The sequence below is a fragment of the Nonomuraea glycinis genome (genome assembly GCF_014646515.1).
Taxonomy (GTDB): Bacteria; Actinomycetota; Actinomycetes; order Streptosporangiales; family Streptosporangiaceae; genus Nonomuraea; species Nonomuraea glycinis.
In genome coordinates this window covers 81,305-104,761 of sequence record NZ_BMNK01000024.1, presented here as the reverse complement: position 1 = coordinate 104,761, position 23,457 = coordinate 81,305, and the positions used below count along the sequence as shown (strand labels likewise).

Below are 23,457 nucleotides of genomic sequence, written 5' to 3'. Positions count from 1 at the left end.
GAATTTCGGAATTCACGCCATTATGTGCATCCGGGTGGTGGAGCGGGGGTCGAATGCGAAGAACCATGCTTGTTTCGCAGGTGGCTTGGTGTCAACTCGCGATAATCAATGCCTATTGTTTCTAGCGAGTTGACGGGCATGGATTTTTCCGGGTAAGAGTCACAGGATTAACATTTGTCACTTGGTTAACTGAGGTTTTCGGATTTATGGGGTGACGTCTGGTTATATTCGGCACGACCTTAAAGGGGGATAGGGCGTCAAGTCGGACGTTCGGTGGGTCGGGGCGGGAGTTCGTGGTTTTTTAGACTTCGCTTACGGCTTGCGGGTGGCACCTGTCCACAGGGCTGGGTTCGTGGCCCGGGTTATCCACAGGCCGCGGCTTTCATGCCATTGATGTCATCCGGAGGGCTTAGCGTCGCGGCGGGCGCTACCTTGGCGCCGAGATCCGACCGAGGAGACGGCACATGCGGATCATGCTCACCGTGCTCGGCGAGGCGAGCAGTCGTGACGTCGTGATCGACGGGGACGAAGACGCGACGGTCGCGGCGGTGAGCGAGGCGCTCAGCGGCCGCGACCCGATCGCCGAGGTCGTCCGGCTGCCCCGAGCACGCGCGCCCTACGGCATGTCCACCACGGCCTCCCCCACCGGGGACACCCGCGTCCCGGGCCAGGTCCCGGGTCAGCGCCGGCCCGACGGGAACGGCTCACCCCGGCCCACCTCCGGACCCGCCGACCCTCGCCGCTTCGGCGGCCCTGGTGGCCTGAATGAGGGTCCCGGCGCTCCCGGCGGCTCTGGTCGCGGGCTCGGGCGTGAGTCCGCCGTGCTGTGGCGTAACGGGCGTCAGCTCGACCCTCGCGCCCTGGCCAAGGCCGTGCTGTACGACGGCGACAAGGTCACCCTCGATCCCCGCCTCGCCCGGATGACGATCATCGAGGAGCCGGGCGGCGTGGCGGAGATACGCGTCGTCGGCGGTCCGGCCGCCGGCGCGGTGCACCGGCTGGGGCTCGGGGTCCATGTCATCGGCTCCGATCCGATGTGCGCCATCACCGTCGCCGACGCGGCCCTCGCCCCGGAGGCGGTGACCGTACGCGTGACTCCTGACGCGATCACCGTGGAGCGCGCGCTGCGGGCGGCGCCCGGCCGGGCACCGCGCCTCAAGCTCAAGGGCAGGTGGGCCGACGAGGTCGCGGAGCTCACGGTGCGGGTGGCGGAGCGGGAGGCGGCGGAGTTCGCCTCCGAGGCCACGCGGCCCCCTCCCGAGCTGGGCTCACGGCCGCTCACCGACACCGTCGACTGGCCCGAGGACACCCTGCTGGCCTGCGGCTCGTCGCTGTTCACGCTGATGGCCATCGAGCCTCCCGACGCCCACCTGACGCCCCGGCTCGAAGGCGGCGTGGCCTACAACCGGCCGCCCCGGCTGCGGCGTCCGGAGGGCCGCCGCGCTTTCGCCCGGCCGAAGGAGCCCACCCGCAACGAAGGGATGCGGCTGCAGTTGCTGGCCGCCTTCCTGCCCGCGGTGCTCGGTCTCACCCTGGCCTACGTGCTCAAGCAGTGGTATTTCCTGCTGATGGCCCTGATGACCCCTGTCATCATGGTCGGCCAGTGGTGGAGCGACCGCCGGCACGGCAAGAAGCAGCACCGGAAGGCGCTCAAGGAATACCGGGAGCGGCTCGACGCCTTCGAGGAGACGGTCGAGCAGGCCAGGGCCGAGGACGAGCTGCTGCGCAGGTCCGACTCGCCCGACCCGGCCCAGGTGCTGCTGACCGCCATCGGCCCGCGCAGACGGCTGTGGGAGCGCAGGATCCACGATGACGACGCGCTGCGGCTGAGGGTAGGGCTCGCCGATCTGCCGGCCAACCTGGATCTCAGCGAGGAGCAGGGCGGCTCCCTCGATCCGCCGATCTGCCGGGCGGTGCCGGTGTCACTGGCCATGCGCAGGCTCGGCGTCGCGGGCGTCACCGGCCCGCGCGACCACGCCACCGGCCTGGCCTGCTGGCTCGCCGGCCAGGCCGCGACCCTGCACAGTCCGCGCGACCTGGCCATCGTGATCATCTCCGCGCATGCCGACAGCGAGCGCCGCTGGGGCTGGACGCGCTGGCTGCCGCACTGCGGGCCCCGTGGCGGTGAGGAGTGCGTGGCCCTCGTCGGCGCGGACCCGGAGTCCGCGGCCCACCGCGTCAGCGAGCTGGCCGCCCTCATCGACGAGCGTCAGAACACCGCGATCCCCGAGCTGGGCAAGATCCCCACCGGCTGGGACGACCTCGGCGGCCCGGAGCCGCCGGCCTTCTCCACCTACGACACCCGCCCCTATGACGTGCTGGTCATCCTCGACGGCGCGCAGGCCCTGCGAGGTCTGCCCAACATGCCGCAGGTCCTGCGTCAGGGCCCGCGAGCGGGCGTTTACACCCTGGCCATCGACGACGACCAGCGGCTGCTGCCGGAGGAGTGCGCCACGGTGGCCGCCTGCGACCCCGATGGCCGGGTTCACCTGCGCGGCGGCGGCCTCGACGTGATCGGCCCGGTTCTGGCTGATCTGGTGTCGCCCTCGTGGTGCGATCGCCTGGCCAGAGCCCTGTCCCCCATCCGTGACGTGAGCAGGCAGGACACGGCCGGCCAGCTTCCGGACGCGGTACGGCTGCTGGACCTGCTCGGCCTGCGCTCCCTGTCCGGCAAGGAGCTGGCCGCCCGCTGGCACGACCAGGGGTCGACCCGCGCACTGATCGGCACCGGCCCCGAAGGCCCCTTCTCGATCGATCTGAGCGTGGACGGCCCGCACGGCCTGATCGCGGGCACCACGGGCGCGGGCAAGTCGGAGCTGCTGCAGACCCTGATCTGTTCGCTGGCGGTGGCCAACCGTCCCGACCAGCTCACCTTCGTGCTGATCGACTACAAGGGCGGCGCCGCGTTCAAGGAGTGCACCCGCCTCCCGCACACCGTCGGCATGGTCAGCGACCTCGACGGCCACCTCACGCAACGCGCCCTGGACTCGCTCGGCGCCGAGATCCGACGCCGCGAACGCCTCCTCCTGGCTGCCGGCGCCAAGGACATCGAGGACTACACCGGTCATCCGCTGCCGCGGCTGGTCCTGATCATCGACGAGTTCGCGGCGCTGGTGGCGGAGCTGCCCGACTTCGTCACCGGCCTGGTCGACATCGCCCGCCGGGGCCGCTCGCTCGGCATCCACCTCATCCTGGCCACGCAGCGCCCCGCGGGCGTGGTGACGGCCGACATCCAGGCCAACACCTCCCTTCGCATCGCCCTGCGCGTCACCGAGCCCGCCGAGTCCGCCGACGTGATCGACATGCCGGATGCGGCCCACATCTCCAAGTCCACCCCCGGCCGCTGCTACGTGAAATCGGGCGCGGGCGCGGCCACGGCGGTCCAGACGGCCAGGGTGGGCGGCCGCAGCCCGAGCCTGGCCATCAGTGCCGCCGATGGCAACGGCGGGCACCCTGGCCTGGGCGGTCCCACGTGGGCCCCCGGCCAGGACGCCGCCCACGCGGACGTGCGGGTCGTGGGCGTCGACTGGCGTTCGCTCGGCAGGGCTCTGCCGGCACGGCCGGAGACCGCCGAGATGTCGGCCGTCACCGACCTGTCGCTCGTCGCGGACGCCCTGATCGAGGCCGCCCACCTGGCGGGCGTACCGGAGCAGCCCCGCCCCTGGCTGGAGCCCATCCCCGCCCAGGTGGTCCTGGCCCTTCCCACGACGGCCGCCGTGAGCCCGCCACCTCCCGCGACGGACGACCCACGCCAGCCCGCTGACTCCACCCTCCTCGACTCCGGCTCCCCCGCCTCTGGTGGGCCGGAAGCCCCGACGACCATCGTCGAGCCGTACGGCCTAGGAGGCCGGTCAGGCAAGCTGGCACCGAACGGACGGGGTAGCCGGTCGGGTGAGGTGGCGCCGTACGGACGGGGTAGCCGGTCGGGTGAGGTGGCGCCGTACGGACGGGGTAGCCGGTCGGGTGAGGTGGAGCCGCTCGCCTTCGGGGTGACGGATCGTCCCTGGGCGCAGGACCGGCGGCCGCTCACGCTCGACCTCGCCCACGGCGGCCATCTGGTGATCGCCGGGGCGGCCCGCAGCGGCAGATCCACGGCACTGCGCACGATCGCGGGCGCCATCGCGGCCTACGCCGCCCCCTCGGACGTGCACGTACACGCGATCGACTGCGGGTCCGGCGCCCTGCTGCCACTGGTGGCGATGCCGCACTGCGGCGCGGTCGTCACCCGCGACCAGTTGGACCGCGTGGAGCGCCTGCTCACCCGCCTCCGGGCCGAGGTGAGCCGCCGCCAGCAACTGCTGGCCGAAGCCGGGCACGCCTCGCTGGCCGAATACCGCCAGGCAGGCCATCGACTCCCCTGGCTGGTGCTCATGCTCGACCGCTGGGAGGGTTACGTCGCCGCGTTCGAGGGCTATGACTACGGACGCCTGCTGGAAGCACTCATGCAGTTGCTGCGCGAAGGCCCCGCGGTGGGGCTGCGCGCCGTGGTGACCGGCGACCGATCCTGCCTGATCGGCCAGATCTCCACTCTCTTCGACAACCGCCTGCTTCTCCGCCTCACCGACCCCACCGACTACGGCCTGGCCGGATTCCCCCTCAAGGGCCTGCCGACGTCGATCCCCCCGGGCCGCGCCCTGTCCCTGGGCCAGAACGGCATCGTGGAGCATCAGATCGCCCTGCTCAGCCCCGATCCGGCCGGTCCCGCCCAAGTAGCCGCACTCCAGTCCCTGGCCCGCGCCGCCGCGCACCCGGTGACCCCGCTCTTCCCGCCGACGGCGGAGTTGCCAGGTGATGTGACGACGACGCGGGCGCAGTCTCCAGACGACCCGACGACGGCGGGGGCGCGATCGCCAGGCGACCTGACGACGGCGGGGGCGGGCTCGCAAGGCGACGTGACGACGGCGGGGGCGGGCTCGCCGCACCGTCCCGGGTCGGCTCACGAGCGGTCGGTGTCTCTCGGGCGGGGGGCCTGGTTGTGGGACGGCGAGCCGCCTTTGCGTGTGGACCCGTTGCCGATGCGTATCACCGCCGGTCAGGCTCTCGCTCTGGACCCCGCGTTCCGCCCGCCGTCGCCCCTGTGGGCACTCGTGGGCGCCGGGGGCGACTCCCTCGCCCCGCTCGGGCTCGACCTGATGGCGCAAGGACCAGGTGCGGTGATCGCGGGCCCCTCACGCTCCGGCCGCTCGTCCGCCCTGATGACGGCCGCCGAGTCCCTGATCTCCCAGGGCACACCGGTCATCGCCGTCACGCCCAGACGCAGTCCGCTGAAGAGCCTGCGCACGGCCCTGGCCGTTCTCGACGCCGACGCCGCGAACCTCCGGGAACTGGTCGCGGAGCTGCACCACTACGTGGTCCTCGTGGACGACGCCGAGCTGATCGATCCCGACAGCCCCATGGGGTCGGCCCTGGAGGAGATCCTCCGCTCGGGCCGGGACGGGGACCACGCCCTCTTGCTCGCCGGCGCGACGACCGACCTGACGGTCGTCTACCGGGGATTCGCGGCCGAGACCCGCAAGTCCCGTACCGGGGTGCTGCTGTCGGTGCAGAGTCAGGCAGACGGTGACCTGTTCTCCATCCGCCTGCCACGCGGCACGGTCGGCGGCCCGCCAGGCCGCGGCCTCCTGGTCACCACCGGCAACGTCTCCCCCGTCCAGGCAGCTGTCCCGGGCAACTGACGGAGGCGTACGAGCTATTCGGCGTGCAGGCGGTGGAAGTCCGTCAGGCTCTGGCGGTAGTAGGCGAGCTCCTGCTCCAGGGCGGAGCGGGTGAAGCGCTGAGGTTCTTCCTCGCGTACGGCTTGGCTCATCGCCGTCCAGAGCTCTTCGGCCGGGAGCTCGTCGGCGTCGTCAGGGAGGAACTTCAGGGCCTCGGCCACGGCGTCCGCGGCGAAGCGCCAGTCGGCTGTGATGCTCTCGTACTGGGCGTCGTCCGAGGAGTCGGCGGCGAAGAAGAAGGACGCTTCCAGGGCGCGGTTGCCGTAGGTGACGGCGATGAGTGCCCACTGTCCCGGGTCGATCAGCTCGGACAGGCCCGAACCGAAGGTGAGGTCCTCGCTCCTGGCCTCGCTCTCCGAGGCGTAAGGCACGAGGACCTCGACATCTCCCAGGCGTACGCGCCAGGCGTCCTCCTCCTCGGTGAGCACCGCCTGCCGGCTCACGGCGGCCGGGTCGTGATCGAGGGTGTTGAAGTCCGGGCTCTGGTCGGGGTCCAGGCCGTGCGCGGTGAGGTCCAGGTAGAGGAACGCCTCGATCAGAGTGCGGGCGTGACCGGATGGGGGTGCCGGGTGAGCGTGGTCAGGCATGCTGGGCCGCCAGGTCTCGGTAGGTGTCTCTTACGATCATCAGACGGTCCAGCTGGAACCTGCCGGGTTCGGCCGCGCGCATTCCTTGGCCGCGTTCGGACCAGAACGCGTCGGCGGGCGCCTCGTCCTGGCCCGAGGGGATGAACTTGACGATCTCCTCGATGGCCGCGGCGGCGATGGCCAGGGCGTGGTGCGCCTCGTCAGGGTCGTGGATCGGCACGTTGCCGGCGGTCAGGTCGGCCACCCAGAGCCATTCGCCGGCGTCCAGCAGCTGGGAGGGCTCGTCGCCGCCGAAGGTGGGATAGCCCTGGGGCGTCACCGGGCGGTCCGGGAGGCCGAAGAGGTATTCGCGCGGCTCTTCGCACTCGCCGCAGACACCGGCGTACCGGTTGACCAACTCGCCCCCGACCGTGGTGAGACCGGTGCTCCAGTCCGTCTCCACCGACCCGCACGTTCTGCAGGGGTGCAGGTCCAGGTAGAGGTGCGCCTCATCCCTGGTGCGCGCCACCGCGAAGGCCATCGCTCATCCTCTCGTCCCGGAGTCCCGAAGTCCCGAAGTCCCGAAGCGCCGGGGTGCCGGGGTGCCACAGTCCCGGCAGTGCCGGGTTCTTTTAGTCTCGCAGCGTCTCGGTCCGGCCGGCACAAGCTCTTCCCCGTCCTCCGTGGGCGGCGGGGCTTGGTCGGAGGCCGGTCGCCGGTCCGTCTTGAGAGGCGGCGCGTGATCGGTGGTTCGGGAGTGGATCATGTCTGTGTGACGGAGGCTTCGGTTCGGCGTCCGCATACGCAGGGGCCGTCCTCCGGGCACTCCTCCGGCGGGTGCCACCCTGTCCCGTTGGTGATCAGACGCAGGAACTGCCGGTGTTCGTACGTAAGGCGGGACTTCGAGTGTTCCAGTTCGGCGATCAGCTCTGTGGCCACCTGCGGCGGGATCAGGTGGGCGATGTCCGGTCGTACGGCGAGGTCGAGCAGTGAGGTGACGCGGCCGGGCCGCTGGGTGGGGGTGGCCGTGCGGACCTGGCGTACGGCTTCGGAGAGTGCGGCGGCCGCCGCCAGCTCTGGCTGGGACGCGCCGAGGGCGCGGGACACCGCGTCGGCCGCGGCTGCCGCCGCGGCTCGCTCGTTCGCGCCGATGGTGGCGTGCGGGGCGACCTGGAAGACCAGCACGCCGTCCACGAGCGCGGGCGGCCCGGCGGGGCCTCGCGGGGAACGTACCTCCACCGGGATGGGCGGATGGCCGGGCACCAGCAGGTCCAGGAGGCCGGGGCCGGGGTGGCGGATCTGGGCGCCGGCGAGCAGGGCGCCGCGCTCGATCGCGTGCATCGCGGCCGTCACCGGCAGCTCGGCGGCCGTCATCGGCACCGCCGACGAGCCACCGAACACGGGCGAGCCCGGAGTGCCCACGGATGCGGACGAACCGGGCGTGAACTGGCCGATCGTGGACGAGTCCCGCGAAGACCCTGCAGACGATGCGGACGCCGACGGACCGGTGGCAGCCGGGGTGCCCCAGTTGATCAGGGCTTCGATCCGGTTGCGGGGCTTCGGGGGTGCTACGCGGCCCAGGTCCTGCGGGGAGGGGGGCGGGGTGTGGCCGCGGCGGGTGATGTCGGCCGCGATGGCGTCGATGGCGGCGGCGAGGTAGCGGCGGACGGCCGGGTCGGTGGCCGCCTGCCACTTGCGGGACAGGTGGGCGTGCTCGTTGAAGCGCGGCAGCAGGCAGTTGTCGGTGCCCTCGGTCGCGCCCGACGGCAGTGCGGTCCTGACCATGCCCTGGGGCCGGCCGGCCGTCGCCGCCGTCTGCTCCTGGGTGAGGTGGGTGATCTCGTGCACCATCACCGACGACACCAGGAGCGGGGGCAGCTGCGGGGAGAGGATCATGATGTGCGGGTCGTCCGAGGTGCCCGCGCGCCGATGGGATCGGCCCATCAGGCCCTCACCGGGATCGGCTATCAGCACCTTGACCTGCGCGACGGGCATGGTCGGCGACCGCATGAGCAGCGTGCGGCGGTCCCCCGCCCAGGCGGCCGTGGTCCCGGTGCCACCGAAGTCGGCCGCCGTCAGGTCCTGGCCGAGGACCTCGGCCAGGGACAGTTGCGCGGCCTGTTCGGGCCGGCCCGGCACGTCATACGGCGTGCCGGGCAGAGCCGATGAATTGCTCGCCACAGCTGAGACGGAGACGCCCTGGCCGGCGCTCGTGCCCGCGGTCGGCTGCGATGTCCCCTGGGTGTGCGGCCACTCCGCCGCCGGGCGCTCGGCGGCGGCGACGTTCCGCGTCCGCAGCTCCTCCATGACCTGCTGGGTGAAGGTGCCGGGCACCTCCGAGGTCATGAAGACCAGGTGCAGGTCGACGTCCTCCTCCTCGGCGATGGCCAGCACCTCGGGGGCGAGCGTGCTGAACGCCTCGGCGAACCCGCCGTCGGGGGTCTCGCTGTATACGGTGCCGTCGGGGAAGGCGCGATAGCGGTGCAGGCCGTCCGGCTCCCAGACCGCCACCCGGGCCACTTCCCCGCGCTCGCGTGCCTCTATGCGCGCGTCCGTGAGCTGCTGGATCAGGCCGGTGCGGGTGGAGGTGGCGGTGAACGTGGCGGTCACCGGGTGCGCCGTTCCGAACCGTACGCCTTGTTCCATCCGTTCGCGCAGCTCCGCGAGCTCGTCCTCGAACAGGGTGAGGTAGACCTCGCCGGAGGTGGCGTTCCCCCGGAAGAGCGGATCGCCGACGGCCCGCTCCAGATGGCCCGGACGGCGGGCCATGCGCTGGTAGGTCACGTCGTAGTCCACCCGGAAGCGGACGGTGTAGGTCTTTGCGCTCTTCTCGTTCTTGGTGAGCTCCTTGCGGCCTCCACCGCTGTCGGACATGCTCTCCGACGTCTGCTCCCCGGCTGACATCCCGACGCCGAGCCCGGACGAGTCTTCGGAGCCGTTCATGCCCATGCCCAGGGGACCCAGCCGGCCGCGGCCCACGGTGACGCTCCTGTTGTCCGCCCTTCTGTCGATCTCGCCCTTCTCGGCCTGGTACGGACCGCCGACGACCTCGAGGTCACTCAGGTGGGCCTCGACGGTGACGTTCAGGCCCTGGTTACGGACGCCCGGCACCGCCACCGGGACCATCACGGCGCCGCCCGGGCTGGCCATCCGGTCGAAGCGGGCGAGCAGCGTGGAATCGGCCAACCGCGCGACCACCTCGGCACCCTTCTCCGCCATCGTCTTCTGGCCGAGCATCTTGGTCAGCTGCCAGGAGACGGTTTCGTACAGCGTGGGCTTGTCCTGATCGAAGAAGAGGGACTCGACGAAGTGGCCGGCGTGCACCTCCGCGCGCCGGGGGTCCTTGACCGAGGAAGGTGCCGCGGGCCCGAGGTGGGCGGGACGGGACATGCCGCCGGGGATCCGGCGCACCAACGTCGCGCGCAGTTCCGGACTGCTGGTCGTGGTGTCACGGGCGGTCACCTTGCCCGTGCGCGCGTTGGGGCGCTCCACCTCGATGACCGGGACCATCACCTGCTCGACCTGCTCGATCCCCCGGAACAACGCCACCCGCTGCAGCGTGACCCCATCCTCGCTGCGGCCGCCGGACTCAGAGAGAGTACGGTCCGTCCCCACGCTGAGGCCGCTGCCATCGCCGTCCTCTTCGGTGTTGACGCCCACCCCGACGGCGTAGGAGACGTTGTGACTCTCCGTCTCGGTCACGATCCTGTACACGTACCGCTGCTTGATGATTCCGGCCTCGTTGGTGCGGCCGATCAGTGTCGCCCGGTCGGGGGCGACGTCCGCCAAGGGGACCAGTCTCACCCTGACGGTGACCTTCTCGGTCTGCCCGGTCTCCTCCGAGGTCAGCACCTTGTAGCTTCTCTCGAGACCGCGACGGCTCCACATGTCGCCGACCCGGATGTGGCTACGATCGCTCGCGAAGTCGACGCTCAACTGCTTGAGGAAGTTCGGGTCGTGGACCGGCGCTTCGGAAGCGTTCTGGGCCACCGTGTCCAGCACCGCGTCCAGCAGGGAGACCTCGTTGCCCTGTGCGTCGGTCAGGGCGAACGACTCGACCGCGCTCGTGCCCATCGAGTTCACCAGGGACGGGGTCAGCACGACGTCGCGGGCCCGCTCGTTGAGCTCGGCCGCTCGGCTCAACGCCTGGTCGAGCCGCTCCATGGGCTCGCGCCGGGTGCCGTCAGGCTTGCCGAGACCGGCCATCTCCCGGACGGCGCGGAGCAGGACCCGTGGAGTGTGCTGGTCGGCGAGACCCACGTCCTGGCCGGCGGCGCGGGCCGCGGCCACCTCCTTGAGGTAGCGCTGGATGAGCGGAGTGGCCAGCATCCGATCCAGGGACAGGCTGCCGTTGGTGAAGCGCTCCACCGCATCGGCCACCAGGTACAGGGGAAGGGCGAATTCGCCCTGGGCGTACAGCTGCAGGGCGTCGTACTCGGGGATCGACATCAGGCTCATGCCCTGGGAGGTGGTGTGCAGGGTCTCCCCGACGGGGGTCCGGCCGGCGGCCGTCCCCGGGAGCGCGACGCTCTCCGAGCCGGTCAGCTCGAAGTCCACCTTGGCGCGCAGGAAGTAGTGAATACCCGTCCCGATCGACAGGTCCTCGTTGCCCGCGATGTCGAGCTGCGACCTGGATGAGCCGGTGCCACCGGTGCGTGAGGGCAGGTCGATCTTCCCCCCCTCATTCGTCGTGCCACCGTCGTTCACGTCGGCCGCGCCGACGGACGCGCCCACGGACCCGTTCGAGGACTTACCCCAGAAGATGCCGGCGCTGGTGAGCCCGAACTTGATCCGCCCGGACACGTAGTGGACCGCGCCGATGACCTCCGCCTCGCCTAAGGCACCCGTCACGGACAGCGACGACCGCGTGCTCGTCTTCTGGGGCCGGATGCCCGCCTCATGCGTGTACTTCCCTCCCCGCCAGTGCGGGTGAGCGACGAGGCTGCGCGAGCTCACGGCGTTCGCGAAGTAGTGGAACGCTACCGAGTCCCCCTGCTCTTCCGAGTCCCCCTGCTCTTCCGAGTCCGTCGAGTCCGTCGACGGCTTGCTGCCCATCGCCCGTGGCAGCACCCGCGCCGCGGCGTCCACCATGTCCGGCGTGTCCATGTGCAGCAGGGTCACTCGGTCCGCCACCTTGTCGGGCAGGACCCCCACGGACCCGTTCTGCGGATGCTCAGCGGGCAGCAGGTCGGCGGCGAATCCCAGCGTGACCTGCCCGTCGGTGACGGCCAGCTGAGTTCGCTCGCCCCGGTGCCGCAGGCTGAAGATCAGCTCGTGCTCGACGTCCATCTTCGCGATGAGTCCGCCGCTCTCGCCGAGCCCGACCACGTTCCCCGTGTCGCCTGTGCTGGAGCCGATGGTCTCCGTGCTCCCCCCGCCGCCGTTCACGCCGATGTCGTGTTTCTGGCCGTCCTGCCCGGAAGCAGGAGAGTCGCCCATGCCGACCGAAGCTCCACCGCTGTACGTCCTGGACCAGCTGGTCGCCTGGCCCCTGGTGTCCGAGCCGATGGGCAGCCCGACCTGCGACGCCGAGTCGACCATCCAGATGTTGTCGATGGTGTCGAAGTTCTGCTTCAGCTGAATGTGCAGCGTGTAGAGCTCTGGCGCCCGGTTGAGCCGATGAAGCACCAGATCGACGTCGATGCCTTCCTGCGCCACGGTGTCGTAGGCGGCCATGATGCGCTGCTCGGTCAGCTGCTCGACGACCTCGATCAGGTTGAGGTGCTGGCTGATGGACTCGATGTCGCCTTTGGAGTACGTGTGCTTGTTGTTGGCGTACGTGAAGACGTCGCCGTCGATCTTCGGCACGATACCGAGGTCGCCGAGCTTCTTCAGGACCTCCTTGGCCGCGCTGTCCAGGTTGGTGAGGTTCTCGACCATGGCCGGGCCCGCGCCGCGCATCTGCCCGGGGCCGTCGCCGAACCAGTCCGGCGGCGCGAGCCTGCGTCCCTTGGGCACCCTGGGCCCGATGGTGCCGCGCAGCCGGGGGACCCCGTCACGCCCCTTCACCACCTTGCCGAACCTGTGCACGAGGGCCTCGCGGCTGACCGGCAGGCCCAGCCGGAAGGCCGCCGATTCCAGCATGCTGACCAGGGCGGTGCCGTGGACCGGCGCCAGCGTGACCGGCGGCTTCCCGGTCTTCCGTACGGTGATCGTATGGACGAGGCGGACTTCGTACCCCTGCCTGTGTCCTGTCTGGCGGAGCACGTTCGGGTAGATCGCCTGTGAGTTGGCGGTCGAGGAATCCGAGCGCGTCACTCCCCTGCCGAATTTGGCTCCTGGTCCGATCGTCGGCTCGTACTCCCCCGCGGGGCCGAGAACGTCCACGTCCGACAAGCCCGGGATCGCCGGCTCGACCGCGCCGGTGATCCCTCTCGACCTGCCGTACGACGCGTTGCCGTTCACCGCGGCGAAGTCGACGAGGACCTCTTCCTCCCACACCTCGTCGGTCGCGCCTCCCACCATCTTGCTGCGGGGCACCTCGACGAGCTCGCTCTTGATCTCCACGGTGGCGTCCTGCCGGCCGTCGACGGTGATGACACCCTGGTATCCGGTGTTGACCGCCTGGCGGAGCTTGACCTGCAACTCTTCGGTGATGATCGTGCGCAGCTGGTGGTGGGCGACGCTGCCGACCCTGGCGTACTCTCCGCCCAGCTCCTTCATCGCGGCGTCGAGCGCTTCCTCCAGGCCGGTCATGCCGCTGGGCGTCACGTTGGGCATGGCCGGGTCGCGCTTGTCCTCATCGATCGTGATGACGTCCCGGGCAGGCGGGTCGGCGTAGGGATGCGAGACCCACATCCGCTGGTTCGCGCCGTCGCCGGGCGCACCGGAGTCGACCGTGACCGTGCCTTTCCAGCCCTCCGCGTGCGAGGTGCGGATCTGCACCTTCCAGGCGGCCGAGGCGTCGAACAGCCGTGACTCCGACCGGTTGTCGACGACCGCCCCCGTCTGGGCGAAGCTTGCCGCCGCACCGGTCAAGGAGGCGTTCCGGCCCGCGTTGGGGGTGACCTTGAACTTCACCGTTTCGGCGATCGCGCGTGCCACACTGCCCTCGGGCAGGACGGCCGCCAGGGCCGCGGTGTTGAACGGGGGCGCCACGCCGACGCTGCCCGCCTCGGTCGCCCCGACGGTCCTGCCGCCCAGGGCGAACAGGCCCACCATCATCTCCGAGGCCTCGGTGTCGAGGTCGAGCACCTCGACGAGGTCGCCGACGGTGAGCCAGATGCGCAACTCGGCCGCCGACCGGCTGCTGCCGACGCGCAGCACTCCGCCTTCCGGGGAGATGATCCGCGGGAAGTCCTGGCGCAGGGCTTTCTGGAGCCCGTCAGTGGTGTACTGGTGGCCGATGTCGTTGTCCCGCAGGAGCTCGTTGACGGTGTCGGTGAGCCGGGTCAGGTGGGCGAACCGGCCGGCGGGCATCGCGGCGGACAGGCTGGCGTCGTCCGGCAGCGCCTTCGACAGCAGGTGCAGGAAGAGCTGGTGCTCCTGCCGGGCGTGCAGCGCCTGCCGCCGGGTCGCCTGCGGCTTCAGCGCCTCGCGGTAGGACTTCCGCGCCTCCTCCGCCTGGTCGAGCGCGGTCCGGTACGCGGCGGCGATCCGCTGGTGCCGCTTCTGCGTGGCCTGGTGGGCCCGCCGCTCCTTGCGAGCCTTGCGTGCGCGTTCGTACTTGTGCGCGTCGCGCTGCCTGCTCGCCCTCCGCGCGTCCTTCGCGGACTGCTGTGCTGCGGCGCCCGCCTCATCGGCTCGCTGCTCAAGGGTGGCGATCTCCTTGCGCAGGCTCTCCTCGGTGCCGGTGAAGGCGTCGATGGCCTCCTGCATCTGCAGCCGGGAGGGGATGCCGTCTGCGAGGGGCGGCGCATGGGACGGCCGGGCGGCCTGAGTCGGCGCCCACGGCGGCGACGGCTCCGCGTGACCGCGCGCGGCGATGTCCCGCGCCACCCCGTCGATGTCCACCGCGAGCAGGCGCTTCTCGGGGAGAGTCGTCGCCCGCTTCCACTGCTCGCTGAGGAACGCGTGCTCGTTGAGCCGGGCCGGCAGGCACTCGTCCTGGGTCTTCCGTCCTCGCCAGTCGGTCAGCAGCCGGCGCAGCGTCCGCCGCCTCCTGGGCGACGCCTGCTGCTGCAGGGTGTCGGTGATCTCGTGCAGCCAGACCCTGGCCACCTGATCCGCGGCCAGGCCGGGCGCGAAACGGACGACGTGCGCGGTGTCCTCTGTGCTGCCCGCCCGGACCTCGGTCTTCGCCATCAGGGTGCGGCTCAGGTCGCCGACCACCGGCCGGAAATACTGGACGTTGTCGGCGCCGATCTGTACGCGCAACGTGGAGCCGTCGCTCGACCAGGTCAGGCTCCGCACGTTCTCCTGGAGGAAATCGGCGCTCCTCAGGGTGGTGGTTGCGGCCTGGATCTCATCGAGAGTGAGGGTCGTGCCCTGCGGCCGGCCGCCGGTCACGAACCTGGTGCCCCGCAGCGGGCGCGACGTGACCGTCCCCGGCCTGCTCGTGTCCTGGTCGCCGTCGGAGGCGCTCTGACCGGTCACCGCCCTGCCGACGGCCCGGACCAGGAGCAGTGTCGCCTCCGTGCGCAGGCGTGCCAGGTCGGTGATGTTCTCGGCGCTCCGGTTCAGGGTCGCCTGGATGCCGCGCACGGCCGCGGCGGACACGACGAGGTCGCCGCCGCTGCGTGGCACGACCAGATCTCCGTCCCGGTTGGCGGTCATGGCCGAGAAGCTGGTCCCTAATGCCTCGACCAGCGCGGTGTGGGCTCTGACGGCATGGGGTGGCGCGTTGTCGGCGAGGGTCGTCGCGGCCGCCGCGGGGCGCCGTTCGCCGGGGTCCGTGCCTGGGTCGGTGGCGGGCACGGCCGGGTCGCCCTGCGCGCTGTCCGGCCCGGCGTCCGCCCGCACATCATCACCGGACCGCTGATCAGCGGACTGTCGCTCATCGGACGCCTGCTCACCCGACCGCTGGTCACTGGCCTGCTGGTCCGCAGACTGCTGGTCCGCAGACTGCTGATCGCCAGGCCGCTGGTCACTGGCCTGCTGGTCCGCGGACTGCTGGTCGGCGGCCTGCTGGCCGGCGGACTGCTGGCCGGCGGACTGCTGGCCGGCGGACTGCTGGCCGGCGGAGGACCGCCCTTGGTCGGCCGTCTGGTTCGCGGTGGGGTCGCCGGTGGTTCGGGAGGAGGAGGGCTGGGGGTCCGGGGTGGCGCTCGGGTTCGGCGCCGGGGAGGTGGTCGAGGTCTGGTCCTCGTCCCGGTCGCCGGTCGGCGTGGTCTGGCCGTCGTCGGCGGTGGTCGCCTGGCGGGTCGCCGTTCTGCTGCCGGAGGGGTCGGCGGCCGACTGCCGCGACTGCTGATCGGGCGCGGCCGATCCGCGCCTGCTCGGGTCATGCGGGTCAGGGGCGCCCGGCGCGGTCGTACGGGTGGCGGAAGGCCCGGCACCCTGCGGGGCGCCCGCAGCGGGCGTGGGGCCGGTGTTCGACGGCGGGCCGCTCGGTGGGGAGCCGTCCGGCGTGGGGCCGCCGGCGGGCGGCGGGGTCGCCGCCGCGCGCGCCGCGTCCGCCTGTGCGGCGGAGTCGTACGCGGCGGCCAGGGCGCTGGTCGGGTGGGTCAGCGCCGACAGGACGTCGGGGTTGAACGGGCTGATGGTGCCGGTACGGCCGACACCGCCGAGGAACCCGCCCATCATGGAGTCGGCGGTGAACGGGTTCTTCCACTCCCCGTAGACGACGCCGTTGGCGACGAAGCTGCCGACGGGTGAGGCGACGGCGTTGTTGAGTCCCGTGCTGAGCGCGCGCCCCGTGAAACCGGGCACGTGCCGGGTGACCCGGGAGACGGGCCCGGCCAGCCGCATGCCGACGACGGCGCCGGCGCCCGCGCCCACCACGGCGGCGCTGGTCTTCTTCCAGTCCCACTCCGTGCGGGTGCCCTTGCGCATCTGCAGATACTGGGAGATGCCGTCGATGGCGCCCTCTTCGCCGATCTCCTCGACGAGCTCTCTGCCGATGGGGCTGGCGATCAGCCGGATGAGGGCGGCGCGGCCGGTGGCGCCGTTCATGGTCGTCACGGCGGCCAGGCGGGTGGCGGCGGCGGGCCGACCGGCCGCCGCCGCGAGCCTGGCGAGCAGGCGGCTGATGGCCGAGCGGCCGGCCGCCGCGTACGGACCGATCCAGGGGGTGGCCGAGCCGGCGGTGAAGAAGGAGACGTAGAGGGCGACCGCGATCGCGACGACCGTGATCCAGAAAGTCACATTGATGGAGATCTTGGACAACTGCGTCTCGACCGCGAAGATGCTGACCTGCTGGGAGTAGCTGGTGGAGTTCCCGCGGACCCCCGCCATGCCGGCTTCCTGGCCGTACAGGTGCCTTGCCCTGGTGATGAAGTTCGCCGTGGCGGGCGCCGCCATGCCGGCCGCGATGGTGCGCGCGGCCGTGCCCGCGGGAACGTCGTACCCGGCGGTTCCGGCCGCCAGGTTCTCGTACGCCGCCGCGAGCGTGGACAGCCCGCTCTCGCTGGCGGCGGGCCACTTCTGGCCGGCCGACAGCATCGGGATCAGCCAGTTGACCACCCAGTCGGGCAGCGCCTCGGTCTCCCAGACGGGGAGTTCGTCCCTGTCGATGCGCACGACACCCTGCTGGGTCGGCTGGCCGCCCGAACCCTGGGTGTCGATCGTGCCGCCGGTCGTCACGGACGCTTCCGCTCAGAGCCCGCCCGTCGCCTCAAGCCTCGAACGTCCGTCCCATCCCTGCCCAGTCCTGGGCATTGGCGCTGTGCGCGCCGAGGGTGTTGTCGACGGAGGCGCGCATCCCGTCACCGAGCTCGGCGATGTCCTTGACGAGCTTCTCACACCGGTTGATCAGGTCCGTCGGCCCGCCGTCGCCCAGGTGGCTGGCCTGGAACGCCTGCCCCTCGGCGTGGTTGCCCCAGGGCGTGGCCTCCAGGCAGCGCAGGAGCTCGGCGGTCAGCTTGGGGACATCTCGCTCCATGTCGCCGGCCATGGTGGCCCACTGGGAGATGCCGCGGTCGACCACCGACTTGGTGAGCACTGACTCGTTCCAAGGATTCATCTCGTGTCTCCCGTCTCACCGGCGAGCAGGTCGAAGATGCCGTCCACGTCGCCGTCCATGTGCGCCTTGATCTGGTCCTGCGGGATCAGCGGCGCGAAGATCTCGGTGATGCGCTCGCGGACCCGCTCCCCGGCCCGGCCCGCGGTCTCCACGATCGTGTCGGCGAGGTGCCGCGAGTCGGGGCGGCGGAAGATGCGCGGGTCGAGGTCGAGCCGGACGAGTTCCCCCCGCGAGCCGACGGTCACCGAGACCAGGCCGTCGTGCGACTTCTCGGTCACCTGCAGTGCCTTGGCCCGCGCGTGGATCTCCGCGCCCTCGTCCCGTAGCCGCATGAACGTCGCCCGCAGTTCCTCGGCATAGGCCTGCATCCCCGCGACCGACTTGCTCGCCGACTCCATGAGACCCCCCTTCACACTTGCCACATGGGGCATTTGGGTTAGTTTCCGCCACATGAACACCAAGTAACAAGTGCCTGCCTACAAAAAACCTTGATCGCTGTGCACGAGTACGGCCTGCTCCCGGAGTTCGCCGGCCTCGGCGCGCGGCACCCAGCGGCGATAGACGCCCCGTTCGATCCGGTCGAGACCCAGGTCCACGGCGGTCCGCGCAGACCCGCCCGCGTATTCCAGCAGCAACTCGCCGTCGCGCTCGGCACACACCTGGAACGGCTCGCCGCGCCATCGGCAGACCGTGACCACGAAGTGCACCGCCGCGCACTCCGAGGCGGGCACCGGGCGCACGTGGCAGCCGGCTTCCACCTCCTCGAAGCCCTCGCGCGGCTCGGCGCTGCGCAGCCGGACCCACAGCTCCAGCGCGTGCGGCTCGGGGCTGGCCACGTAGTCGGCGCCCTGCCAGCGGGCCCGGTAGAAGGCCCAAGTCATCGCGCCTGGACCTGGATCAGCAGCCAGCGCCGCAGGTCACCGTGGTAGATCGCGCGCCGGTGCTCGGTCCCCGCCACGGTGAGCTCCCAGATCTCGGCGCCGTGCGGCAGCTCGACGCCGTAGATCCGGTATTCGCGGATGACCTGGTCGACGTTGGGCACCAGGCCCATGCCGACGAACGGCGGCTCCTCGACCACCCAGCCCGCGACCGCGTCCCTGCTCTCCTCGTCGATCCCGCCGTAGGGGGTGCGGTAGAGGTCCGGCCCCACCGGACGCCAGCGCAGCAGGTTGAGCGAGCCGGCGTCGTTGATCATCTCGGGTTGTCCCAGCGCCTCGGCCAGCACGACGGGCGTGGCGATGTGCGAGACGTCGAGCGCGTGATGGCAGTAGCCGGAGATCCGCGGCTCGCCCCCGGCCAGCAGGGCGTGGATGTCGGCGGGACCCAGCAGCTTCTGCACGACCGGCACCCCCGACCCGGGGTCGAGCAGGAGATCCTGGGCGAGGGTGGGCACGGCCAGCCGGGCCACCGTGCCGGGCTCCAGCATGAAGCCGACCGGCAGGCCCGGATTGATCGCCAGCCCCCACCTCGGGTCCGGCCAGCCCGCCGCCAGCTCCACCAGGGAGGTCGCCCGGCAGTGCACGGCCATGTCCCCGCCGGCCTCGCGCATCGCCTCGACCGAGGTGTACGCGAGCACCCAGGTCCGGTCCGGCCCTTCGGCGGTCGCCCACGCGACCGGCTCGGCGCCCGCGGCCGCGGCGGCCGTGATCGGCAGCGCGAAGTCCGCGTCGCGGAGCAGGCTCAGGCACAGGGCGTTCTGACCCGCCTCATGAGCCGCCCACAACCGCTCCTCGAAGTCGTTCCCTGGCCGCACGGCCTCACAGTAGTTCACGCGTGCCTGGCGAGCCTGGTGAGGTGGATGGGGTGCGGAACGCGTCCAGAAACTGGGATATTTGGGCCAGGGCACGCAGGGCGACCTGACGCGATGAGGGGACATGCAGACCAACAAGGACCTCTATCAGGCTCATCGGCTGATGCAGCAGCGACTGGGGATGGCGCTGCTGCAGGGCGAACCCGACGTCCCGGAGTCGCCCATGCGCCGCCAGAACGTGGCCACGTTCGGCGGCGTCCTGGTCGGCATTCTGGTCCTGGCCGTGTTCGGCATCTGGGGACTGGTGTCCCCCGGGAACGCCACCAAGCTGACCGAGCCGGGACAGTTGCTGGTCGAGGAGGAGAGCGGGGCCACCTATGTCTACAGCGCGAAGCAGCGGCGGCTGCTGCCGGTGGCCAACTACGTGTCGGCGCGGCTCGTGCTGGACGCCGGGGAGGTCCGGACGCGCAACGTGAGCGCGGCCTCCCTGACCGAGTTCGCGCGCGGGCCGGTCATCGGCATCGAAGGCGCCCCCGACTCGCTGCCCGAGCGGGAGAAGCTGGTCAAGAAGCCCTGGTCCGTGTGCGTCCATGACGGGCCCGACAAACTCGGCGAGAGCAAGTCGTACACCTCCTTGGTCGCGGGGACGGACGTCGGCGGGAAGCCGATCGGCATGAACGCGATGGTGGTCACCGACGGACGGCAGAACTGGATGATCTGGGCCGATCGCCGCATGCGAATGGACGCGAACGGCGTGCGGGCGCTCAACGCGCAGCCCAGGAAGGTGCCGTCGGCCTGGCTGAACGCGCTGCCGGCCGGGCGCGACTTCCGTGGCCCCAGGGTGGTCGGCCTCGGGCGGAAGGTGCGCGCCGGCGGCAAGGTCACCGCGGCGGTCGGCCAGATCTTCACGGTCCCGGCCGTCCCCGGCACCCCGGCCCGGTGGTACGTCCTGCTCACCGATGGGCTGGCGCCCATCTCCCCCGTGCAGGCCAGGCTCCTGCTGGAGGACCCCAACAGCAAGAAGGCGTACGGATCCCGCCCGGCGCTGCCGATCACCATCGACGCCGCCTCGGCCAACGCCTCCCCCTCGAAGCAGAACATGCTGGACCGCAGCCTGCCGACGGCCATGCCCACGATGATGGACCCGCCCGGCTCGGCGCCGCTCTGCCTGACCTACCCGAACACGCAGACGGGCTCGGTCGTGGCGAAGGTGACGGTCGGCGGCAACGGCTTCACGATGCCCACACCGACGAGCACGGGCAACCAGGACCGGTTCGACCAGGTGCTGCTCCCGCCGGGCGGCGCCGTGATCGCCGGGTTGCTCCCCGGTGAGGGCCAGCTCAGCGCGGTGACCACCTCCCTGTCGCTGATCAGCGAGCAGGGGGTGCGCTACCCGGTGCCGTCGGCGGACGTGCTCACCAAGCTCGGCTACGACGCCGCGGACGTCACACCGGTGCCCGCGAGCATCCTGCGCCTGATCCCCCAGGGGCCGACGCTGGACCCCGCGGCGGCGCTGACCCCGATGAACGTCCTGTCCGGCTAGGTGAGGCTAGAAGCCGAACTCCGGCATGAAGGAGTCTTCCAGCTTGGACGCGTCGAACTGGCTCTCCGGATTGTCGATCATGTCTGCCTTGGTGGGGTCCCAGATGACGCTGGCCTCCATGAGGTCCGGCTTGGCGCCCGACACGGCCTCCAGACCGGGCAGGTCCTGGGTGAACTGGTTGTAGGCGATGGCGGCGACCCCCAGGATCGCACCGGCTTTGAGGACGAGCTTCCAGTGGTTGGTGAAGACCGTCTTCATCGTCATGTGCAGGTTCTCCACCACGCTGATGGCCTGCGCCTCACCGGTGAGCATCGCCAGACTCGCGGTGGACCGCAGCAGCAGGATGTACGACGCCAGCGCCGTCAGGGCGACCGAGAGGGCCACACAGAACATCACCAGCGCGTGCGTGCCCTGAGCCGAGCACTTGAGCGTGTTGCCGCAGTTCATCCTGTTGCTGTCCAGCGTGGCCAGGTGCCCGTCCAGCACCTCGACCTTCTCCAGGAACGACTTGTAACTCCGGCCGGCCCAGCCCTTGTCGTTGCCGATCTCCCTGGTCAGCCGCTTCAACTCGCCGCGCAGGTAGGTCAGGTCGCTGACGCCGGCGGCGTGTTCGCTCCCGGCCGCGGCGGCGGGGGCGGCCATCGGCGGTCGCCACTCCTGCTGGGCGGCCGGCGACCCCACGGGGCCCGGCTTCGGGCCCGCGTCGATCGGGGTGGTGTTGAGCCACTGCTCGGCCCCCCTGTCCTGCTCGGCCGGGTCCGCGACCAGCAGGCCCATCATCCCGACGATCGGCGAGGCGTACGGCAGGATGAACGCCGCCGCCGATGCGCTAGCCACGGCGCCCAGGAAAACTTCAAAATCTCCTTCGTGTGCCACCGGCTCGTCTACACCTCTCTGCCGAGCACCGCCGGCGATATGTCCTCGTCCCCGCCCCAGACTCCCTCGTCCTCGGCGAGGTGCGCACCGCGCTCGCGGTCCCTGTCCTCGCCGCCCGGGGCGCCTCCCGCTCCACCGCCACCCATGGGGTAGAGCGGCATTCCACTGTTCAGCGCCTTGGAGAGACTGCCCTGGCCGGCGCCCAGGGATCCGTTGCCGGCGGCCCCGCCGGCGCCGCCGTCCGGCAGGGAGACGCCGGTACGCGCCATGGAGCCGCGCGGATCGACCGTCGTACTGTCGGGCATCTGCACCTGCGGCATGGCCGGGGTGTTCAGTCGTGGGTCGACGCCGGACAGATCGGTGCCGTCGGGCGGCTTCACCCCGCTCAGATCGGGATTCTTCAGGTCCGGCTGCTTGATCCCGTCAAGGTCCGGCTGCTTGATGTCACCGGGCGGCTTGATGTCGTCGAGGCCCGGCTGCTTGATGTCACCGGGCGGCTTGATGTCATCCGGAAGCTTCGTGTCACCGGGCGGCTTGATGTCATCCGGAAGCTTCGTGTCGTCCGGCAACTTGATGTCATCCGGAAGCTTCGTGTCGTCCGGCAGCTTGAAGTCGTCCGGCAACTTGGTGCCACCCGGCGGGTCGATGCCGCCCAGGCCGCCGCCGGTGGGGAGGCCGCCCGGGAGTTTGCCGCCGCCCCCGGTGGGGATCTTCGGCGGTTTCGGGCCGCCCTCCTCGGACGCCTTGCTCGCCTGCTCGGCCTGCTCGGTGTTGTCGGCCGCGTCGGACAGCGCCTTCTTCCACGACTCCAGCACCTTCTGGCCCTGGAGCAGCGCGTCCGCCGCGCCGTCGCGCACCGAGCGGTGCGCGACGTTGAGCCCGCCGCCGACCACGCCGAAGGTCAGCGTGTGCATGTCGATGGCCTTGGTCTTGTCGCTCATCAGCGACAGGTCCTGGCCGTAACCGCCCACGCTGGACCCCAGGTTCCTGACTCTGGAGTACGTCATGTCGAACTCGGGATCGCTGTCGCGCGGGTTGAGTCCCGGCATGGCGCCAAGCCCAGCGAACGGATCACTCGCAGATGAGGATGAGTCGGCCACAAGCCCCCCTAGTCACATCACTCCCACAAAGCTACGACAACCTCCTAGATGTCGTCCCCTAGGTATGGGAGATTAAAGGGTAAATGTGCGACCCTTGGGGCTTAAGTTCACTAATGTGAGGCTGGGGCCTGACGGCTCCTAGTCAGCCGAGCAGCAAGGGAGGGAGATCTGTGGGCGCCGAGCCGCAGACTCAAGTAAGCGAAGCCGATCTCAAGGCCGCGATCGGCCTCATCGAGGACGCCGCCACCAAGTTGCGCACCATCCAGCGGGACCTGGACACCGCGGGCGCCACTCTCAAGACCAGCTGGGTGGGCCAGTCCGAGGCCGCCTTCCACGCCGTCCACGTCAAGTGGCACGAGCGGATGGACGTGATCCTCGGCAGCCTGCACCGCCTGGCGGAGAACATCGGCTCCAGCGGCAAGAACTATGCCGCGTTCAACCAGGAGCGGGCCGAGGCGATGAACCACATCGCCCAGCTCATCAGCGCCAAGCCGCTCTAAGACCCTTCTAGGCAGACTGGAGGCCGCAGATGGCCGCGGATGACGTTTTCGATCGTACAAAAGTCAACTTCCAAGGTCTCGGCCAGGGCGAGGACGCCTTCGCCCGGGCCCACAACGGCCTGGTGGAGACCCTGGAGACACTCGAGCGGGACCTCATGGCCAAGAGCGCGATCTGGGAAGGCCAGTCCAAGACGGTCTTCAACGAGGTTCGCGAGCTGTGGAACCGCGAGGCCAGGGACATGTCGCAGTTCGTCCAGTTGCTCAAGACGAACATCAACATCACCAGCATGAACATGCAGCAGGTCGAGCGGGTCAACGCCCAGATCTTCGACGGCAAGTAGAACGA

The 23,457-nt window shown here is 70.7% G+C and carries 13 protein-coding genes; 4 read left to right on the top strand and 9 right to left on the bottom strand.

The window, feature by feature from the left end; all coding sequences use genetic code 11:
- Window positions 1-464 precede the first annotated feature (464 nt).
- Window positions 465-5,675 (top strand): FtsK/SpoIIIE domain-containing protein, encoded by a 5,211-nt coding sequence (locus IEY87_RS42310; protein ID WP_225278188.1) that lies wholly within the window; start codon window positions 465-467, stop codon window positions 5,673-5,675.
- 14 nt (window positions 5,676-5,689) lie between these two features.
- Here the strand turns inward: IEY87_RS42310 and IEY87_RS42305 are convergent, their stop codons facing one another.
- From IEY87_RS42305 to IEY87_RS42275, 7 genes are all read right to left on the bottom strand, one after another.
- On the bottom strand, window positions 5,690-6,301 hold the full coding sequence (locus IEY87_RS42305; RefSeq protein ID WP_189144534.1) for a hypothetical protein: 612 nt from the start codon (window positions 6,299-6,301) through the stop codon (window positions 5,690-5,692).
- Entirely contained in the window at window positions 6,294-6,821 is a 528-nt protein-coding gene (locus IEY87_RS42300; RefSeq protein ID WP_189144533.1) for a hypothetical protein, read from the bottom strand. The genes IEY87_RS42305 and IEY87_RS42300 overlap by 8 nt, the downstream gene beginning before the upstream one ends.
- A gap of 221 nt (window positions 6,822-7,042) precedes the next feature.
- Window positions 7,043-16,963 carry a WXG100-like domain-containing protein gene (locus IEY87_RS42295; RefSeq protein ID WP_189144532.1) on the bottom strand — a complete coding sequence of 3,307 codons (9,921 nt, stop codon included), beginning with the start codon at window positions 16,961-16,963 and terminating at the stop codon, window positions 7,043-7,045.
- A 31-nt stretch (window positions 16,964-16,994) separates the two neighbouring features.
- Complete coding sequence (locus tag IEY87_RS42290) at window positions 16,995-17,342, bottom strand: hypothetical protein (RefSeq protein ID WP_189144531.1); 348 nt, start codon at window positions 17,340-17,342, stop codon at window positions 16,995-16,997.
- Entirely contained in the window at window positions 17,339-17,740 is a 402-nt protein-coding gene (locus IEY87_RS42285; RefSeq protein WP_189144530.1) for a YbaB/EbfC family nucleoid-associated protein, read from the bottom strand. Before IEY87_RS42285 ends, IEY87_RS42290 begins: the two co-directional genes overlap by 4 nt.
- Before the next feature lie 78 nt (window positions 17,741-17,818).
- Entirely contained in the window at window positions 17,819-18,223 is a 405-nt protein-coding gene (locus IEY87_RS42280; RefSeq protein WP_189144529.1) for a UCP033725 family protein, read from the bottom strand.
- Window positions 18,220-19,095 (bottom strand): SseB family protein, encoded by an 876-nt coding sequence (locus IEY87_RS42275; protein ID WP_225278187.1) that lies wholly within the window; start codon window positions 19,093-19,095, stop codon window positions 18,220-18,222. The genes IEY87_RS42280 and IEY87_RS42275 overlap by 4 nt, the downstream gene beginning before the upstream one ends.
- Window positions 19,096-19,216: 121 nt before the next feature.
- Between IEY87_RS42275 and eccB the strand changes: the two genes are divergently transcribed.
- Window positions 19,217-20,635: a type VII secretion protein EccB gene (gene eccB, locus IEY87_RS42270; protein WP_189144527.1), complete on the top strand. Its 1,419-nt coding sequence runs from the start codon at window positions 19,217-19,219 to the stop codon at window positions 20,633-20,635.
- A 6-nt stretch (window positions 20,636-20,641) separates the two neighbouring features.
- Here eccB and IEY87_RS42265 read toward each other — a convergent pair whose 3' ends face one another.
- Complete coding sequence (locus IEY87_RS42265; RefSeq protein WP_189144526.1) at window positions 20,642-21,472, bottom strand: hypothetical protein; 831 nt, start codon at window positions 21,470-21,472, stop codon at window positions 20,642-20,644.
- A 47-nt stretch (window positions 21,473-21,519) separates the two neighbouring features.
- Window positions 21,520-22,560 (bottom strand): hypothetical protein, encoded by a 1,041-nt coding sequence (locus IEY87_RS42260; RefSeq protein ID WP_189144525.1) that lies wholly within the window; start codon window positions 22,558-22,560, stop codon window positions 21,520-21,522.
- Window positions 22,561-22,781: 221 nt separating this feature from the next.
- Here IEY87_RS42260 and IEY87_RS42255 point away from each other — a divergent pair, with 221 nt between their 5' ends.
- Window positions 22,782-23,111, top strand: coding sequence for a WXG100 family type VII secretion target (locus tag IEY87_RS42255; protein WP_189144524.1), 330 nt, complete (start codon window positions 22,782-22,784; stop codon window positions 23,109-23,111).
- Window positions 23,112-23,140: 29 nt separating this feature from the next.
- Entirely contained in the window at window positions 23,141-23,452 is a 312-nt protein-coding gene (locus IEY87_RS42250; protein ID WP_189144523.1) for a WXG100 family type VII secretion target, read from the top strand.
- Window positions 23,453-23,457 lie beyond the last annotated feature (5 nt).

Bases quoted from the DNA above. Each gene is read 5' to 3' on its own strand.
- IEY87_RS42310 (WP_225278188.1), top strand. From the start codon at position 465: ATGCGGATCATGCTCACCGTGCTCGGCGAGGCGAGCAGTCGTGACGTC.
- IEY87_RS42305 (WP_189144534.1), bottom strand. From the start codon at position 6,301: ATGCCTGACCACGCTCACCCGGCACCCCCATCCGGTCACGCCCGCACT.
- IEY87_RS42300 (WP_189144533.1), bottom strand. From the start codon at position 6,821: ATGGCCTTCGCGGTGGCGCGCACCAGGGATGAGGCGCACCTCTACCTG.
- IEY87_RS42290 (WP_189144531.1), bottom strand. From the start codon at position 17,342: ATGAATCCTTGGAACGAGTCAGTGCTCACCAAGTCGGTGGTCGACCGC.
- IEY87_RS42285 (WP_189144530.1), bottom strand. From the start codon at position 17,740: ATGGAGTCGGCGAGCAAGTCGGTCGCGGGGATGCAGGCCTATGCCGAG.
- IEY87_RS42280 (WP_189144529.1), bottom strand. From the start codon at position 18,223: ATGACTTGGGCCTTCTACCGGGCCCGCTGGCAGGGCGCCGACTACGTG.
- eccB (WP_189144527.1), top strand. From the start codon at position 19,217: ATGCAGACCAACAAGGACCTCTATCAGGCTCATCGGCTGATGCAGCAG.
- IEY87_RS42260 (WP_189144525.1), bottom strand. From the start codon at position 22,560: ATGCCGGGACTCAACCCGCGCGACAGCGATCCCGAGTTCGACATGACG.
- IEY87_RS42250 (WP_189144523.1), top strand. From the start codon at position 23,141: ATGGCCGCGGATGACGTTTTCGATCGTACAAAAGTCAACTTCCAAGGT.